Source organism: Priestia sp. SIMBA_032 (assembly GCF_046535215.1).
GTDB classification, from domain to species: domain Bacteria; phylum Bacillota; class Bacilli; order Bacillales; family Bacillaceae_H; genus Priestia; species Priestia aryabhattai.
In genome coordinates, this window is record NZ_JAWRXD010000001.1 from 489,866 (window position 1) to 507,755 (window position 17,890).

At 38.0% G+C, this 17,890-nt stretch carries 20 protein-coding genes; 6 read left to right on the forward strand and 14 right to left on the reverse strand.

Translation table 11 applies throughout. The features are described from left to right. Positions 1–72 precede the first annotated feature (72 nt). Together SB717_RS02460 and def are read left to right on the forward strand one after the other, a co-directional pair. Entirely contained in the window at positions 73–183 is a 111-nt protein-coding gene (locus SB717_RS02460; RefSeq protein ID WP_016763434.1) for a YjcZ family sporulation protein, read from the forward strand. A gap of 174 nt (positions 184–357) precedes the next feature. Next, on the forward strand, positions 358–912 hold the full coding sequence (def, locus tag SB717_RS02465; protein WP_013056051.1) for a peptide deformylase: 555 nt from the start codon (positions 358–360) through the stop codon (positions 910–912). 29 nt (positions 913–941) lie between these two features. Here the strand turns inward: def and SB717_RS02470 are convergent, their stop codons facing one another. Continuing rightward, positions 942–1,724 carry a Cof-type HAD-IIB family hydrolase gene (locus SB717_RS02470; RefSeq protein ID WP_182004110.1) on the reverse strand — a complete coding sequence of 261 codons (783 nt, stop codon included), beginning with the start codon at positions 1,722–1,724 and terminating at the stop codon, positions 942–944. Between the two features lie 550 nt (positions 1,725–2,274). Here SB717_RS02470 and SB717_RS02475 point away from each other — a divergent pair. Beyond that, positions 2,275–2,484, forward strand: a complete 210-nt coding sequence (locus tag SB717_RS02475) for a DNA-dependent RNA polymerase subunit epsilon (RefSeq protein WP_013056049.1) — start codon at positions 2,275–2,277, stop codon at positions 2,482–2,484. A gap of 5 nt (positions 2,485–2,489) precedes the next feature. Beyond that, positions 2,490–4,157, forward strand: a complete 1,668-nt coding sequence (rnjA, locus tag SB717_RS02480; RefSeq protein ID WP_013056048.1) for a ribonuclease J1 — start codon at positions 2,490–2,492, stop codon at positions 4,155–4,157. Between the two features lie 42 nt (positions 4,158–4,199). On the opposite strand, the gene SB717_RS02485 is transcribed toward rnjA, so the two are convergent. The 6 genes from SB717_RS02485 to SB717_RS02510 all read right to left on the reverse strand — a co-directional run bounded on the left by SB717_RS02485 (position 4,200) and on the right by SB717_RS02510 (position 11,029). Next, complete coding sequence (locus tag SB717_RS02485) at positions 4,200–4,862, reverse strand: potassium channel family protein (RefSeq protein WP_074678432.1); 663 nt, start codon at positions 4,860–4,862, stop codon at positions 4,200–4,202. A gap of 150 nt (positions 4,863–5,012) precedes the next feature. Beyond that, a complete protein-coding gene (locus SB717_RS02490) occupies positions 5,013–6,818 on the reverse strand; it encodes an ABC transporter ATP-binding protein (RefSeq protein ID WP_182004112.1) in 1,806 nt (601 codons plus the stop codon). A gap of 15 nt (positions 6,819–6,833) precedes the next feature. Further along, a complete protein-coding gene (locus SB717_RS02495; protein WP_182004114.1) occupies positions 6,834–8,570 on the reverse strand; it encodes an ABC transporter ATP-binding protein in 1,737 nt (578 codons plus the stop codon). Between the two features lie 277 nt (positions 8,571–8,847). Next, positions 8,848–9,744, reverse strand: coding sequence for a phosphogluconate dehydrogenase (NAD(+)-dependent, decarboxylating) (gene gnd, locus SB717_RS02500; RefSeq protein WP_074678438.1), 897 nt, complete (start codon positions 9,742–9,744; stop codon positions 8,848–8,850). Positions 9,745–9,931: 187 nt separating this feature from the next. Next, complete coding sequence (locus SB717_RS02505; protein WP_045292727.1) at positions 9,932–10,378, reverse strand: TlpA family protein disulfide reductase; 447 nt, start codon at positions 10,376–10,378, stop codon at positions 9,932–9,934. A 102-nt stretch (positions 10,379–10,480) separates the two neighbouring features. Then, positions 10,481–11,029, reverse strand: a complete 549-nt coding sequence (locus SB717_RS02510) for a peroxiredoxin (RefSeq protein WP_013082283.1) — start codon at positions 11,027–11,029, stop codon at positions 10,481–10,483. Between the two features lie 356 nt (positions 11,030–11,385). On the opposite strand from SB717_RS02510, the gene SB717_RS02515 reads away from it, so the two are divergent. Beyond that, on the forward strand, positions 11,386–12,249 hold the full coding sequence (locus SB717_RS02515) for a mechanosensitive ion channel family protein (protein WP_074678440.1): 864 nt from the start codon (positions 11,386–11,388) through the stop codon (positions 12,247–12,249). Positions 12,250–12,284: 35 nt separating this feature from the next. Here SB717_RS02515 and SB717_RS02520 read toward each other — a convergent pair whose 3' ends face one another. The 6 genes from SB717_RS02520 to SB717_RS02545 form a co-directional block, all read right to left on the reverse strand. Beyond that, positions 12,285–12,530 (reverse strand): YkuS family protein, encoded by a 246-nt coding sequence (locus tag SB717_RS02520; protein WP_013056040.1) that lies wholly within the window; start codon positions 12,528–12,530, stop codon positions 12,285–12,287. 56 nt (positions 12,531–12,586) lie between these two features. Beyond that, the gene (locus SB717_RS02525; RefSeq protein ID WP_410903138.1) at positions 12,587–13,714 is read right to left on the reverse strand and encodes an N-acetyldiaminopimelate deacetylase; all 1,128 of its coding nucleotides are present in this window, start codon (positions 13,712–13,714) and stop codon (positions 12,587–12,589) included. 144 nt (positions 13,715–13,858) lie between these two features. After that, the gene (gene dapD, locus SB717_RS02530; protein WP_013082280.1) at positions 13,859–14,578 is read right to left on the reverse strand and encodes a 2,3,4,5-tetrahydropyridine-2,6-dicarboxylate N-acetyltransferase; all 720 of its coding nucleotides are present in this window, start codon (positions 14,576–14,578) and stop codon (positions 13,859–13,861) included. 129 nt (positions 14,579–14,707) lie between these two features. Then, positions 14,708–15,586, reverse strand: a complete 879-nt coding sequence (gene ccpC / locus SB717_RS02535) for a transcriptional regulator CcpC (protein WP_013056037.1) — start codon at positions 15,584–15,586, stop codon at positions 14,708–14,710. A 99-nt stretch (positions 15,587–15,685) separates the two neighbouring features. Beyond that, positions 15,686–16,141, reverse strand: a complete 456-nt coding sequence (gene cbpB, locus SB717_RS02540) for a cyclic-di-AMP-binding protein CbpB (protein ID WP_074678444.1) — start codon at positions 16,139–16,141, stop codon at positions 15,686–15,688. Between the two features lie 382 nt (positions 16,142–16,523). Beyond that, complete coding sequence (locus tag SB717_RS02545; RefSeq protein WP_013056035.1) at positions 16,524–16,760, reverse strand: YkuJ family protein; 237 nt, start codon at positions 16,758–16,760, stop codon at positions 16,524–16,526. Positions 16,761–17,040: 280 nt separating this feature from the next. Between SB717_RS02545 and SB717_RS02550 the strand changes: the two genes are divergently transcribed. Continuing rightward, positions 17,041–17,277, forward strand: a complete 237-nt coding sequence (locus SB717_RS02550; protein WP_013056034.1) for a glutaredoxin domain-containing protein — start codon at positions 17,041–17,043, stop codon at positions 17,275–17,277. Positions 17,278–17,306: 29 nt separating this feature from the next. Here SB717_RS02550 and SB717_RS02555 read toward each other — a convergent pair whose 3' ends face one another. Next, the gene (locus SB717_RS02555) at positions 17,307–17,789 is read right to left on the reverse strand and encodes a DUF3993 domain-containing protein (protein ID WP_410903139.1); all 483 of its coding nucleotides are present in this window, start codon (positions 17,787–17,789) and stop codon (positions 17,307–17,309) included. Positions 17,790–17,890: the final 101 nt, after the last annotated feature.

The window sequence follows — 17,890 nt, forward strand, 5'->3', positions numbered from 1 at the left end:
CTAACCCAATCGTGAAAAAAAGGGAGTTTATTACTTTTTACCTTGGGATTGATAACTACGGGAGGTTATATTATGTTGGGTTATGGTGGATATGGCTGCGGGGGTTCTAATAAAGGTTTTGTGTTATTAATCGTACTGTTCATTTTATTAGTTATTATCGGCTGCAGCTGTGGCGGCTGGTAATTATACAATAAAAGCGGCTAACGGTCGCTTTTATTTTTTCATATGCATGTTTTTCCATATGTTTGATACATATAATTAGTAGAAACATTTATGTAGTCAAGGTCGAGGTAATGACTTTTTTATACGGATTTGGTACACTTTATACCTATAAAATAGCCTAGGGAGATGTGAAAGTTGATTACAATGAATGATATTATTCAAGACGGACACCCAACGCTGCGAGAAGTAGCAAAAGAAGTACCGTTACCTGCTTCTGAAGAAGACAAAAAGATTTTACATAGCTTATTAGAATATGTAAAAAACAGCCAAGATCCTGAAATTGCTGCTAAATATGGACTGCGATCTGGTATCGGGCTTGCCGCTCCTCAAATCAATGTATCAAAACGAATGATTGGGGTACACGTTACGGATGAAAAAGGCAAGCTATACAGCTATGCATTATTTAACCCTAAGATCATTAGCCACTCAGTTGAAAAGACATACCTTACAGGCGGTGAAGGCTGCTTGTCTGTCGATCAAGATATCCCAGGATTTGTTCCTCGATATGCACGTATCACAGTAAAAGGCACAACGCTTGAAGGCGAAGAAGTGAAAATTCGTTTGAAGGGCCTTCCTGCTGTCGTATTCCAGCACGAAATCGATCATTTAGACGGAATTATGTTTTATGATTACATCAATAAAGAGAATCCATTTCAAGAACCTGAAAATGCTTTTCCATATGAACGCTAAAAAACGCGAGCCAGAGCTCGCGTTTTTTCTTATTTTAATAATCCTACTAGCTCTAATCCGTGGAGAATACCATCTTCTGCTACATCTTTTGTAACAAGATTAGCAACTTCTTTCACGACTTCTTCCGCATTTCCCATCGCTACACCATTTCCGACAAATTCCAGCATTTCGATATCGTTTAAGCCGTCTCCGAATGCATATACATCTTTTTTGTCAAAGCCAAGCTTTTCAATCATGGTCTCAATCCCTCGCGCTTTTGATCCACCTTTTGGCAGAACATCAGTTGAAAATTCATGCCAGCGAATAAAGTCAAATTTCTTAAACTTTTCTTCATAAGGAGCTTCTTCTCCCGCTGTGCAGAATAAGAGGGATTGATAAATTTCACGCTCTTTGAAATAAGCAGGATCGTGGTGAGGGTGGGTAAATCCAATTTTCAGTGTGCTGATGCTGGATTCGATATAGTCATGAAATTCAATGTTTGATTTCATATCTTCATGATCCATGTACACGACAGGGTGATCATGCTCAACAGCAAAAGCCGTTAAATCTTGAAGCTCTTCTTTATTTAACGGGTTTTTGTAAAGAACTTCTCCATTTAAAACAATGTACTGACCATTAAAGCTAATATATGTTTGAATATCCAACTCTTCACGCAGATCTTTAAACATAAAAGGAGCCCTTCCAGTTGCAATTGCCACTTCATGACCCTGCTCTTTTAACAGCTGAACAGCTTTTTTTGTAGAAGCAGGCAGTTTTTTATCATGATCCAATAACGTTCCATCAATATCAAAAAAAATAATCTTTCGTTCCACGTTTATCACCTTATTTTTTATAATTTTTTATCTCTTTGTTAAGCCTTTCCAATTATATCAAACAAGTACTAGTTTCTCTATAAATGGACGTCCCTATTTACATTTTTTCCATATTTAACCACGAGAAACCTCTCCCTTTTCATCATATAATAAAAGTACAGAGAGAGACAGGCAGGTATCGCAAAAAAAACAAAGGAGCTGAAAAATCATGTTAAAAGATTTTCGAAAAAGGCTGCTAAAACGCTGGAATGAATTATTGCGTAAAAAAACAATGGCATAACCGATTTTTTTAGGGCTTTCTGTTGTAAAATTTGCAGAGTGTGTGTCTGCATCGTACAATGGAATAGCCCTTATTTTTTATACGCCCGGAAAATATAGTCTTGTATCCGTTTCCTATTAATATTATTCTATAATTAATTGACTTGTTATATTTAGATGACTAAAATGTAGTGAAAGCAAGTTTCTTTAGAAAATACATGAAATACATACACATTTTATAATATAATAAAATAAGTTATTTGAATTTCGGAATTAAGGAGAGATTTTTGTTATGATTTTTAAAGTTTATTTTCAAGAAAAAATGAGTGAAGTAGCTGTACGTGAAAATACAAAAACAGTGTATGTGAACGCAGATTCTGAGCGTGACGTTCGTAAAAAGTTAAAAGCGCGTTCAATTAATATTGAGTTTGTTCAAGCAGTGACTGGAGACTATCTAGAATATGAACAACAGCATGAAGATTTTAAAGTATTGGAGATATGATGAAAATGAAATTTGTAAAAAATAATCAAACGGCAGTTTTCGCCCTGGGTGGCCTAGGCGAAATCGGTAAAAATACGTATGCCGTACAGTTTCAAGATGAAATTATTCTTATTGATGCAGGAATTAAATTCCCTGAAGATGAGCTTTTAGGAATTGACTACGTTATTCCTGACTACAGTTATTTAGTAAAAAATGCAGATAAAATCCGTGGCCTTTTCGTTACACATGGTCATGAAGATCACATCGGCGGAATTCCTTACTTATTAAGAGAATTAAACATTCCTATTTATGCAGGGAAATTAGCCCTTGGGCTTCTTCGCAACAAATTAGACGAGCATGGATTGCTTCGTACAGCTCAGCTTCATGAAATTACTGAAGATGACGTAATTAAATTCCGTAAAACATCGGTAACGTTCTTCCGCACAACTCACAGTATTCCTGATTCTTACGGAATTGTGGTAAAAACACCAAACGGACAAATCGTACATACAGGAGATTTCAAGTTTGATTTTACACCAGTGGGCGAACCGGCTAACTTAACAAAAATGGCTGAAATCGGGAAAGAAGGCGTTCTATGCTTGCTTTCAGACAGTACAAACAGTGAAATTCCTAACTTTACGATGTCTGAGCGCCGCGTAGGTGACAGCATTCATGACATTTTCCGTAAAGTAGACGGCCGTATTATTTTTGCAACGTTTGCTTCAAATATTCACCGCTTACAGCAAGTAGTGGAAGCAGCCGTATTGCATAACCGTAAAGTTGCTGTATTCGGACGCAGTATGGAAGCAGCTATTGAGATTGGCCAACAGCTTGGATATATTTCATGTCCAAAAGATACGTTCATTGAGCCTTCTCAAATTAACCGAATTCCAGCTAACCGCGTGACTATTTTATGTACGGGCAGCCAAGGTGAACCGATGGCAGCGCTATCTAGAATTGCAAATGGTACTCACCGCCAAATTCAAATTATCCCTGGAGATACAGTTGTATTCTCATCTTCACCTATTCCAGGAAATACAGTAAGTGTTAGCAAAACAATTGATATGCTATTCCGTGCAGGAGCAGAGGTCATTCACGGTGCTCTAAACGATATCCATACTTCTGGACACGGTGGACAGGAAGAGCAAAAACTAATGCTTCGCCTAATGAAACCAAAATACTTTATGCCAATTCACGGTGAGTATCGCATGCAGAAAATGCACATCAAACTTGCAACAGACTGTGGAGTTCCTGAAGAAAACTGCTTCATTATGGATAATGGAGAGGTGCTAGCTTTAAGCGACAGCGAAGCTTCAGTAGCTGGCAAAATCCCTTCAGGTTCTGTATATATTGACGGAAGCGGGATTGGTGACATTGGAAATATCGTACTTCGTGACCGCCGCATTTTATCTGAAGAAGGTCTTGTTATTGTCGTTGTAAGCATCAATATGAAAGACTTCAAGATCGCTGCTGGTCCAGACATTATCTCTCGTGGTTTTGTTTATATGCGCGAATCTGGTGACTTAATTAATGATGCACAGTCCCTCATTACAAAACACTTGAACAAAGTGATGGAACGTCGTACGTCACAATGGTCTGAGATTAAAAATGAAATCACAGACACATTGGCTCCATTCCTTTACGAAAAAACAAAGCGCCGTCCAATGATTTTACCAATCATTATGGAGGTTTAATACAAGAAAAAGAGCAGATGCAATTGCATCTGCTCTTTTTTATTAGGCACTGGCAAATTTATTTTCGAAGCGGTTGATATCTGCATCTGCTCCAATAACAATCAACACGTCCCCTTCTTGAATCGTTTCGGACGCCTGAGGAGAAACGATGATATCTCGATCACGCTTAATGGCTACAATGTTAATGCCATATTTCGCACGAATGTCTAACTCAATCAGCGTATTGCCAGCCATTCTTTTACTCGCTACTAATTCGACAATGCTGTGTTCTTCAGATAGCTCTAAATAATCCAGCACGCTGTTTGAAATCATGTTATTGGCAATTCTTCGTCCCATATCTCGTTCGGGATGCACGATAAAATTGGCGCCAATTTTTGATAATACTTTGGCATGATAATCATTTTGCGCTTTTACCGTTATTTTTTCAACGCCCAGCTCTTTTAGTATAAGGGTCGTCAAAATACTCGCCTGAATATTGTCACCAATAGCTACGATAACGTGATCAAAATTACGAATTCCTAAACTTTTTAGAACCGCTTCATCCATTGAATCGCCTACTACTGCGTGCGAAGCAACGTTAGCATACTCATTTACCTTTTCTTCATCAATATCAATCGCCAGAACTTCCATTCCTTGATCACTTAATGTTTTACAAATACTTCCACCAAATCTACCTAATCCGATGACTGCAAATTCCTTTTTCATTTGAATTCCTCCATTATGTACAGGAAAAAATCTGAACTACCGTTATTTTACCACAATTCTTTTGTATCAACCTCATTTTCCCGTTAACAACACTTATATGTCTTTACTATTTCTCATAGAAAAACAGAAGGATCAGCTCCCTCTGTTTTTTTAAGCTGTAGCATGGGTTTGAACAAGGTAATAATATACGCCTTTTTGCTGCATAAGTTCCCCGTGATTCCCTGTCTCAATAATGCTTCCGTGATCTAATACAATGATGTTATCTGCTTCTCGTATAGTAGATAGCCGATGAGCAATCATGATGGCCGTTCTGTTTTTTAACAGCGTTTTAAGCGCTTGTTGAATCTTTACTTCTGTTTCTGTATCGATGCTTGCTGTCGCTTCATCTAAAATGATAATACGAGGATCAGCCAACAGCGTTCGAGCAAATGAGATCAATTGACGCTCTCCCACCGATAAGACGTTTCCTCGCTCTTCTACTTCCGTATCATAACCTTTTTTCAAACGCTTTATAAAATCTGCAGCCCCTACCGCTTCTGCGGCCTTAATCACTTCATCATCGGTAGCATCGGGTTTTCCAAAACGAATATTCTCCGTAATGGTTCCTGAAAAAATAAAGGTTTCTTGCAGCACAATACTAATTTGCGCTCGTAAACTCGCTAACGTAATGTCTTGAATAGGCATATTATCAATTAAAATCTGTCCTTCGTTCACATCATAAAAACGCGTGATTAAATTAGCAATGGACGTTTTTCCAGATCCAGTATGCCCCACTAAAGCAACCGTCTGTCCTTCTTTTATTTCAATTGATACGTTGTTTAGAGCTTTCCGCTTCCCATCATAAGAAAATGAGACGTGCTTGAACTCAACTTTCCCCTTCATATCCTCTAAAGACGTAGCGGTTTCCAAATCTGCGACGAGAGGTTTTTCATCTAGAAATTCAAAAATACGCTCGGATGAAGCCATTCCCATTAATAATTGATTGTACACTTGCCCTAAACGAGAAATCGGTTCCCAAAACATCCCAAGATAAAAAGCAAATGATACAAAAATACCAATTGTTAGCCGTTCATCTTGAATAAGTACAGCGCCGAACCAAATTAAAATGGCCGTTCCGACAGCATTTGTGAGTTCTACAAACGGTCGAAACATGGCATTTTTTCGAGTAGCTTGCCTCCAGCTCTCGTAATTTTCACTGTTTATGCGATCAAAAAACAGCATATTTTCTTGTTCTTGAGCAAATGATTGAGTGACGCGAATGCCTTGAATACTCTCATTTAAATGTGAATTTAATACTGACTGCTTCATACGAACAACTTGCCATGACCGGCGAATTCTTCTTCTCAGCTTTGTGGAAATCAAGAACATAATCGGTAAAATGACTAAAACAGCACATGTCAAAGTAGGACTGAGAGAAAATAATATAACTACAATCCCAACTAACAATAAGAGGTCCATAAACAGATTAACTACCCCGTTAGTAAATAAATCTTGAAGAGAGTTAATATCATTCATAATCCTTACAAGAATAGAGCCTCCTGAACGCGTATCAAAAAACCGGTGCGACAGCCCTTGAACGTGGGTAAATAAATGTTTTCTTAAATCATATATAACGTGCTGCCCGAGTTGGTTCATCCATTTAATTCGAAAGACATTCGCAATATAAGATAGAATATACAAACTAAAGATTATGAAAACTAACTGCATGAGCAGCGTGCTATTCTTGTCTTTTACGGCATGATCAAGCGTATATACACCTATCAAAATAGGAATAGCGAGTCTAATGACCGTCGTGATAATGACCATAAGAAACGAGAAAGGAAGCAAGTTTTTTCGATATGGATGAAGATAACGAAACAAGCGGGCCATTTGCTTCCAGTTAAACATCTTATCAATGATTTGATCTGTTTGATAATAAAAGCGCTCTCGCACAACTTTATTTTTTTCGACTTCCATTCTATTCCTCCCTTGTTATACGTTCATCACCGACGTACTGCTTTCATATTGAATGTCATAAATGTTTTTATAAATCCCTTGCTTTTGAATGAGCGTTTCATGGCTTCCTCTCTCTTTTATGTGACCTTCATGTAAGACCAAGATTTCATCGGCATGTCGCAAGGAAGAAAGGCGGTGTGCGATAATAAACGTCGTACGATTTTTCATCACTTCTTTTAAAGCCAATTGAATTTCTCTTTCTGTTTTCATATCAACGGCACTGGTGGCATCATCTAATACTAGAATACTAGGATTTAAGATAAGCGCTCGTGCAATCGCAATACGCTGCTTTTGCCCGCCTGATAACCCCAGTCCTCTCTCTCCTAGCATCGTGTCATATCCATCTGGAAGCTCCATTATAAAATCATGCGCCTGCGCTCGTTTTGCAGCATCAATAATGTCTCCTCTAGAAATACCTGGTACGCCATAAGAGATGTTGGTTCCTATGCTGCTTGAGAACAAAAACGTTTCTTGAAGTACAAATCCAATTTCTTTCCGAAGAACAGAGAGCGGATACTCTTTAATCGGACGATGGTTAACTAAGATTTGTCCTGAAGTCGGTTCGTAAAACCTCGTGAGTAGCTGTGTTAAGCTTGTTTTGCCGGCTCCAGTTGCTCCAATTAAACCTACGACTTTTCCTTTAGAAGCAGAAAACGATATGTTCTCAAGCGATTTTTTATCCTCGTTTGGATAGGATAAGCTAACATTCTGAAACTCGACCGTTCCATTAATAGAGAAGCTTCCGGCATGCTCATGGACTTTTTCTTCTTCTTCTAAAATTTCTAGCAGCCTTTCACCTGAAGCTTTAGACTGTGAAAACATATTGATAACAAACCCTAGATTCATAATAGGCCACATCAAATAAGAGGTTAAGCTAAAGAAAGCAACAAGCTCTCCAGGACGTACGCTTCCGTTCATAACAAGCGCTCCTCCGTACGCAAGGAGACCAACAATAGATAAATTTCCTATAAACTCCATTAGGGGAAAATATGTTGCCCACACATTCGCTGTTTCAATGTTTCGATTTTTATAAACTCCGTTGGAATCGTTAAATTTAGAGGTTTGAAATTTTTCTCTTGATAATGATTTGACCGTCTGTATGCCGCTTATATTTTCTTGAACATTTGTATTAAGTTCCCCAAACGATTGGCGAATTAAGCGAAACGCTGGATGAACGCGTTTATCAAAACGATAAACAGCTACCCCCAAAAAAGGCAGCAGGCAGATTGTGACCAGAGTGAGTGAAATAGAGTAATAGAACATAACGGAAAAGCTGGCAGTAAGTAAAATAACGAAGCGAATTAATTCTGAGAAGCCAAAAGATAGAAAAAAACGAAATCCTTCTACATCAGCTGTCAACCTGGACATCAAGTCCCCTGTTTTAGCATTGTCATAGTAAGAAAACGGTAAATACTGAAGTTTGCGGTAAAGTTTATTGCGAAGAGTATACACGGACTTAATTCCAAATAAGTCGCCGTAATATTGCTGAATATATGTAAAGATTCCTTTGACAATCATCAGTCCAATAAAAATAAATGCTACATTATCGACTAGCTGATATTGTTTTCCCAACACAATATGATCAATCGTATATTGCAGCACAATAGGGTAAATCACAGTGATGGAGGTGACAAATAACAAACAAATAGCAGAATAAAAAAAGTACATTCGGTACGGCAAATAAAAATCTTTTAGTTTTTTAAACGTTCCCATATACCCCGTCCTTTCCTTTAGCTAAAATGTGCCACACATATTTAAATATATCGGTTCCCGAAATAAATTACCATAATTTTTAGATATTTTATCAAAAAAAGGTAAATAGTCATAAAAAAGAGGTTGGAATATAGCTAAATGAATCCAATCTAAAGAAGAACAAATGGAATACACAAAACCTATTCACCATAACAAAAAAACGAACCACCAATCAAATATGTTGATTAGTGGTTCGTTTGTCACTTGGACTAAAATACTTTTGTCCCAGCCTCTTTTTTTATTGTTTTTCTACTGCATGTCCACCGAACTCATTGCGAAGAGCGGCTACTACTTTACCTGTAAACGTATCATCTTCAAGTGAGCGATAGCGCATCATTAAGGATAGAGCAATAACTGGCGTTGGCACTTGTAAATCTAATGCTGATTCTACTGTCCACTTTCCTTCTCCAGAAGAGTTCATTACTCCTCGAATCCCCTCAAGTTTTGCATCTTTTGAAAATGCACGTTCCATTAATTCGATTAACCATGAGCGAATAACAGAGCCATTATTCCATACGCGGGCTACGGCTTCATAGTCATAGTCAAATTCACTTTTCTCTAACACATCAAAACCTTCAGCAATTGCTTGCATCATGCCGTACTCAATTCCGTTATGAACCATTTTTAAGAAATGACCGCTTCCTGCTGCACCTGAATAGAGATAGCCGTTTTCTACGTTGATGTCGTGGAAAATAGGTTCGATTGTAGCAAATGCTTCTTTATCTCCCCCAATCATCATACAAGCACCGTTTCGGGCACCTTCCATTCCGCCGCTTGTTCCAACATCAAAATAGTGAATTCCTTTTTCAGCAGAAGCTGCAGCACGTCGTACAGAATCTTTATACTTAGAATTACCGCCTTCGATAATCATATCTCCTTCTTCAAGTAGTTCTTGAAGCTCAGAAATTACTTTTTCTGTGAGCTCTCCAGCCGGAACCATTACCCAAGCAATGCGTGGTTTTTCTAATTTGCTCACTAATTCTTTGATGGAAGAAGCTCCTTCTGCTCCCTTTTCTGATACTTTCTGTACTGCTTCGTTGTTCACATCGAATGCTACCACAGAATGGTTATGATCGAGTAAATTCAATACTAAATTTGCTCCCATTTTCCCTAAGCCAATCATGCCTAATTTCATATGTAAATTACCTCCAATAGTAAGTTTCCTATCATGTTGTTAGTGTTAGTATGGTGTAAACTCACAAGAAAAAATCCACATTTTTATATTTCCTTTATCAGTTACTTCCTACACACAAAAAAGAAAACCATTCGATGCAAGTTCTACTAAGCATCGAATGCTTTTCACCTGTTACAACTGCCTGTATTTATTCGTTCTCGCCTAATACACGATTCACGCGCTTTTCAAGCATTTTCATACCGCTTCCACCAGCTTGGAAGTGGCGTAGCTGACCTGTTTTGTCAAATACGTAATATGCCGGTACATATTGATTTTCAAATGCATCCGTCAATTTATGTTCACTGTCTACAAAAATTGGCTGCGTAATATCATGTTCTGCTGCTACTTCTTTAATTTTTGTTAAGTCTAAATCATCTTCAGAGCGCGGCATATGAACGGCTACTACGTTTAATTGATCTTTGTATTGGTCGCGAAATTCATTTACTTGAGGCATTGCTTCTTTACATAAATGACAGCTTACTGACCAAAAATGAATAAGCGTTGGCTTTTCGCCAATTAGCTGCTCTTTTGTAACCTCTCCGTTTAACCATTCTGTAGCGCCTGTTAACTCAGGCATTGGCTGACGTAATTTCATGAATAAAAGCCTCCCTTATTTTCACTATTATTGACTATATGTTCTTTATTATCCGATGAAAAAAAGGCCTAACGTGGACGTTAGACCTTTTAAACGTTGTGCTTACGCGTTTAAAGTAGCTTGACCTGGTTTCCAGTTAGCTGGGCAAAGTCCGCCAGTTTGTAACGCTTGAAGAACACGTAAAGTTTCATCAACGTCACGGCCAATATTGTTGTGGTTTACAACTGAATATTGTAATTCGCCTTCTGGGCTGATGATGTATAAACCGCGAAGTGCTACACCTTCTTCTTCAATTAAAACGCCGTACTCACGAGAAACAACGTGATTTGTATCAGCTGCTAATGGATATTTAAGATCACCTAAACCATTATCTTTACGATCAGTGTTGATCCAAGCTAAGTGTGTATGGATTGTGTCTGTAGAAACACCGATTACTTCTGCGTCAAGATCTTCAAACTCATCATAACGGTCAGAAAGTGCAGTGATTTCTGTTGGACATACAAATGTAAAGTCCATTGGATAGAAGAATAATACTGTCCATTTGTCATTTTTAATATTTTCTTCTAAGCTAACTTTACCGAATTCTTTGTTTGATAATACAGCTTCCATTTCAAAGCGTGGAGCTTGTTTACCTACCATACGTTCTGGCATACATGATCCCTCCAAATAATTATTAAATGAGAAAATGTATAAAACATTCTCACTTATGTACTGTTATAACGGTTTTCATTATAATGGATATTGTTTTTTTAGTCAATATTAATTAAGAATGAATTTAAACAACATCTTATAATGGTAACATAGTTGTTATGCCCGCCTTTAGGGCAAATTAAACCCTGACTTCAGCAAAAAAATGCTATAAAAGGGTTGCATTTATTTACCTTCTCAGTTTAGCATGTCTAATATCGGGAATAAACAAATGTGCTCATACTCTTACAAAATCTTTTCCACAGAATAAATTCCCACTTATTAATATTGAAACAGAACATAGGAAGGATGAACAACTAATGTTTAAGATGCAAGACATCAACTGGGAACAGCTTCTTACCAATGCTGGAGTTATTGTGTTAAAACTTATTGCCATTACCATTGTATTTTTACTTGTACGAGCAATTGGTAAAAAAGTTATTGAACGTTCCTTTGAAAAAATGGGCGAGCGCGAAAATACTACGCGCGGACGCATGCTCACACTCAAAAGTTTAACCGTTAACGTGTTTTCATATGTACTTATTTTTATTTTTATCGTTATGCTGCTTGAAGCAGTAAATATCCATGCCACAGCTCTATTAGCTGGTGCCGGAGTTGTGGGTCTAGCAATCGGGTTCGGTGCTCAAGGACTGGTTAGCGACGTTGTAACAGGTTTCTTTTTACTTCTTGAAAAACAGCTGGATGTTGACGACTATGTAACAACCGGAAGTTTCTCAGGAATTGTGGAATCAGTAGGTCTTCGTACTACTCAAATTCGCGGATTTGATGGAACTTTACACTATGTGCCTAACCGTGAAATTACAAGCTTAAGCAATCATTCTCGAGGCAATATGCGCGCGTTGATTGATATTGGCATTTCGTATGATGATGACATCGACAAAGCAATTTCCGTACTAGAAAAAGTATGCGAGCGCGTTGCTGCAACAAATGAAAACATTGTAGAAGGACCAAGCGTGATAGGAGTTCAAGGTTTAGGCGCATCGGACGTTGTGCTTCGTGTAGTTGGCAAAGCTAAAAACGGTGAACAGTGGGGGGTTGAACGTCAGCTTCGCAAAGAGTTTAAAGAAGCGTTTGACGCAAACGGTATTGATATTCCGTTCCCTCATCAAGTAAATATTGATAAAAAGCAGCCTGAAGATGCCAAGCAGCCTCAGCATGCATAAAAAATAGCCGAAGGATTTATTCCTTCGGCTTTCTTTTATCCTTGTACCTTGTTGCCTACTTGCTGACAAATTTCTTCTGCCGTTAATCCGCTAGCTGTAATAACTGAGCCTTGCGTTACTGCATCAGAAATCCCCATTACGTTTGAATCCTGTCCTGTTACAACACAGCAATCGCACCCTTGTGCATCACTTTCGTTGCGTAATTGTACCACTTCATGTCCGAGCTGCTGAAGTGCAGCCTGTACATCTGTTAAACCGTATTCTACACCAATTCGTGCCATCGTTGCCCACCTCCTCATGGTATTAATTTAGCCATAAGGAAAAATGATTATACGATTTATTGATTGCCTTTATGTTCAAAATATTTTGTAATAAGTGAAATCGCAGTATCTATTGCGCCTTCATGAGGCTGCAGCTTTGCATGATGAAGCCCATATTCAGACTGAACACCAAGCCAAAACATAAATCCAGGAATATCTTTTAGCATATAGCCAAAATCTTCTCCTGTCATTGCTTCTTTGCATTCAATCACATGCACGTCCGTTTGCGCTTTGGTAAATTCCATAAACTCTCGCGTGACTTCATGATGATTATATACTTGATGATACATACAGCCATAATCAATGGCTGTTTCACACTGATACCCTACTTCTACTCCTTTAACAATCGCTTCAATTCGTTCTTTAACACGCGTCATTGATTCAGGAGATAGCGTGCGAATGGTTCCTTCTATGCGAGCTCGCTCCGCAATAATATTTTGAACCGTCCCGCCTTGAATTTTCCCTACTGTAATTACAGCGCTGTCTAGCGGATCAACGTTGCGAGCAACAATAGTTTGAAGCTGTGAAACGAGCTGACATGCAGCAACTACCATATCATTTGTTGTATGTGGATAAGCAGCATGCCCGCCTTTTCCTTTTAAATCAATAAATAGCTCAGACGTGTTAGCAAATAGTAACCCTTCCTTCAGTGCAATCGACCCAACAGGATATTCAGGAGCTACGTGAAGGGCGAAGATGAAATCTGGAAGCCACTCTTTCATGATATCGCTTTGGAGCATCGGCTGTGCTCCTCCTGGACCTTCTTCTGCAGGTTGAAAGATGAACAATACATTATCTTTGATTTCATGCTGAACAAAGTAAGTCAGTACACCTAGCCCAATGGCCATATGCATATCATGTCCGCAGGCATGCATGAGTCCTTCATGCTGTGATTGAAAAGAATAATTCGTTTCTTCCGTGATAGGAAGACCGTCAATATCTGCTCGGTAGCCTATTGTTTTAGTTGGGTTTGTACCATGTACTTTAACAAAGAGTCCTGTTTTCCACGTCTTTACTTCTAAGCGCTCTTGCGGAAGAGTGTTAATATAATCAAGCAAAAAACGCTGTGTTTTCACCTCTTGAAACCCTAATTCAGGAATTTTATGTAGCTCTCTTCTTATTTTCACAAATTCATTTTCAGCCATGTGTATGTCCTCCTCACGAAATAAAGAAGAAAGCGTGGTTGCCCACGCTTCCAACTTGTCCATATGATACGTTTAAGGATTCAGTATCCCAATCGCTAAAACCTATTAATTCAGCAAAGAAAAAGCGTAAACTGATCGTTTTTCTTATTCTTCGTTTAATTGACGCAATTCTTGCTTGATTTCTGTTTTAGACTTTGTTTTTTCGTCAATTTCTTTAATAACGCGAGCCGGCGTACCTGCTACTACTGTGTAAGGAGCTACATCTTCTACCACAATTGCACCTGCAGCAACTACGGCGCCTTTACCTACTGTTACACCTTCAAGAACAACAGCATTAGCACCGATTACTACATCATCTTCTACTACAACTGGTTTTGCAGAAGGTGGCTCAATAACACCAGCTAATACAGAACCTGCGCCGATATGACAGTTTTTACCTACTGTTGCACGACCACCAAGTACTACGTTCATGTCGATCATTGTTCCTTCACCGATTACAGAACCGATGTTAATAGATGCACCCATCATAATAACAGCGTTGTCTCCGATTTCAACTTGATCGCGAATAATAGCGCCTGGCTCAATACGAGCTTTAATTCCTTTCATATCTAATAAAGGAATCGCAGAGTTGCGGCGATCGTTTTCAATTACGTAGTCTTCAATTTTTCCTTCGTTTGCTTCAATAGCAGCTTTAATCTCTTTCCATTCACCGAATACTACACCTGTGTTACCCGTTACGAATGTTTTAGAAGATGAACCAAAGTCAATTCCTTCTACTTCACCTTTTACGTAAACTTTTACCGGTGTTGATTTTGTGCTGTTTTGAATAAATGAGATAATCTCATTAGCATCCATCATTTTCATTATGTATTCCTCCTAAGTAAGCAATGTCTCATTTAATGTAACAAAATGCTTTCACAATGACAAGCTTCATTATCGTTTTAATAAAAAGATAACGATTGCAAATAAAAAAAGCGAGCATCCAGGCTCGCTTTAGACCGTTTCTCTTACATATTCACGTACAATATCAACAAATGCTCGAACTTGCTTCAGTTTAAAAGCTGATTCATATCCAACTAAAGAAGTGTCTCGCGTAATTGGCTCTCCATTTGCTTTCAGAAGCGGCGTCCGGTGAATATGGCTTCCAGCTTCTTTAATAGCAATCGATGGTAAAATAGCGAAGCCAAGACCATTTAAAGCCATTTGCTTACACGTCTCAATCTGATCCACTACAATCGTACGCTTCGGTGTAGTATGAAACTCTCGATGCCACCATTCTAAAATTTCTTGATAATACGTTGAGTCACTTTTAAATTGAATAAATGGTCGATGAGTATTTACTACTTCCGCTGCCCTTTCAATTTCTGAATCAACTAGGTAAAGAGGATCTGTAAACAAATGTTCTTTGACACCCTTCCAATCCGGGTTTCCGCGTATGATTCCAATATGTACCTCATCTTCGTACAGGTAGCGAAGCATTTCACTGCTCCAGCCGGTTACAAGAGAGATTTTAGCATGTGGGTAACGATCCATATAGCGTTTTAACACCGCCGGCAGCCAGTGCTGTCCAATAATCGAAGCCACCGCTAATTTGAGTGTACCATATACTTCATTATCTAAATGATGCAAGTCCTCGCGAACCCGATCTTCTTTTTCTACCACTTCTTTTGCAAATTGAACAATCTTTTCTCCAGCAGGCGTTAATGACAGTCCTTTTTGCGAACGAATGAAGATTTGTGTATCCCATGCTTTTTCAATGGTTTGCAGCCTCTGTGATAAAGCTGGTTGCGATACAAATAATCTCTCTGCAGCTTTTCTCATATTTAATTCTTGAGCTAATACAACGAGCATTCGACATTCTATTAATTGCATTCAGTTATTCCTTTCAAGCCTCTTTTTACTTTCATTTTACCTTTATCATATAAGAAAAAAACGCAGAAAGATAGGCTGAAACACGATTTCTTAAAAAAATTATTGAAATGACTCCTTCGGGAGAATAAGGGACTGTCTTCTTAATGACTTTAACAAATTTCTTCGTGTTAAAATCCCTTCAAAAATACCATCTTCATTCTCTACGCATAAAAAAGGATGGTTAATCATGGCATTTATGACTTTTAATACGGATTTTTTCATGGAGACACGAGGGACATTTTGATTCATAACTTCTTCTACTTTCATGGTTTCTAATCGTTCAAATTCAATGCGCTTTAATCCTAAAATCGAATCTAAAATAAGTGTCATGCTCACGAACCCCTGCAGCTGAAACCTTGGATTTAATACGGGAATGGACGTATAGCCAGTCTTTGTTAACACAAGCAAAGCATGTTCTAAATTATTTCCCACTTGAACATGAGCAACTTTATCAGAAGTGACAAGCAAATCTCGAAGTTCAATTTGATTTAACTGATTGTGATCAATATCAATCATTTATACATTCTCCTTCCATTTCTCATAACTTCCACGTGTGTAAAGAGAAAAAGAACAAGCTACAAAATGAAAATAGCTTGCTTACGTAAATGCGAATCTTTAAGAGGCAATAGAAGCAGACACACTCGATGTTCTCCCTTATATGTTAAGTCTAGATTTTTTTGAAACAAGTGTCAACGAAAGTTCATAATTATCTGAATTTTTTATTTTTATTTTTTTACAGCATTCGACCCGTTCCTTCCATTTATCAGAAAATCTGCTATCACTTTGTCGATATTTCTCGGGAAAATAGGGCGGAAGCCACCGCAAAAACTCCATACGTAGCAACAAAAAAATGCCGCAAAGTATAAAATCCTTTGCGGCATTCGCTTTGCTTTATCCCTTAATGAATAAGTTCAAAAATTTCAATTGCAATCATATCAACGTTATCAAATTGATAAACGGCTGGCTTTTCACCATCTTGATATACTTCAAGTTCGTATGTTTCAGTTTTTGCATGATATTTCACGCTGCAAATTCTTTTTCCCTCTACTTCGAAGAAGCGTTGTGGCGCTTCACTTCCACTTGCTTGCTCACGGAGATTCACAAGACGAGTTAAAATACCTTGTAATTGTGACATATAATCTCTCCTTTCACCTATTACATCATTACGCATTCGACTTTTCTACAATATCAATTCAAATAAATCCTTTATCTAAACTAATACTTAAAAGACACCATTTCACTATATGCCACATACTAAAAAAACACAAGTACTTTACGTGATTTTTCATAAGAAAATGCCTTATTATAGCGATATATGTCGTTTTTTATTATAATAACATAGCGATATACTATGTATCATACAAAACTTTATTCTACTTTAACATCATTCATTTTGATATAGGGAGGTGCTTTCATTGAGATCTATAGAGTTGTACACACAACCAGCTTGCCCACCTTGCGAAATTGTTAAACAGTTTTTACAGCATCACCACGTTTCCTATAAAGAATTTGACGTATCTAAAGATGCTTCTGCTCGAAAACGAATGACTACTGAGTTAGAGTCTTATTCCACTCCGACCATTCGTGTTGACCAGGAAATTATCAGAGGATTTGACCTTCAAGCGCTTGAGAAGCTTCTTAACATCGGGTAACAGAAACACTCAAAATAAGCTTTCCTCGGCTATTTTGAGTGTTTCTTACTATATATAAGCTTTTGCACTTTCCATTTCCCCTGTTTTTTTACTAAAGTGATCATTTCATAATGATCTTGGTATTTTACCCGTTCATTATGCACAGCCGGAAAAAATTGATAGACATAAGCTTTATTTTGGTCGGAATGAAGAGCTACCTTCGTCTGTTCATCGAAAGAAAAGAAAGGGATGTAGTGTGTTAAATATTCAGGTCCCTCTCCGACATAACCTTGAGTTTTTTGTAAGAGAGCCTCGTTAAAAAATACAGATGCATACTCATCATCCAAAAACAATTTCAGCTCACGAGCTGCATCTTGATTAGTATGGGCAGACGCAGCTCTTAGCTGAGCCTGATAAGCGTCCTGCAAATTTATAAAGATTTCATGCCTAATCTCTCCTGACACTTCTGCATGAACAGGTTTTCCTGAGTACAAGACAATCAGCAAAAAGACAAGTAAGCATATTTTCTTCAAATTAAATCAGCTCCTTAGCTTCTTTTTTATTAGAATTCCGAAATTTCCCCTGCCTATGCATATCTCTATAGCCGACTGTCGTTCTCCTTTAAAAAAACATA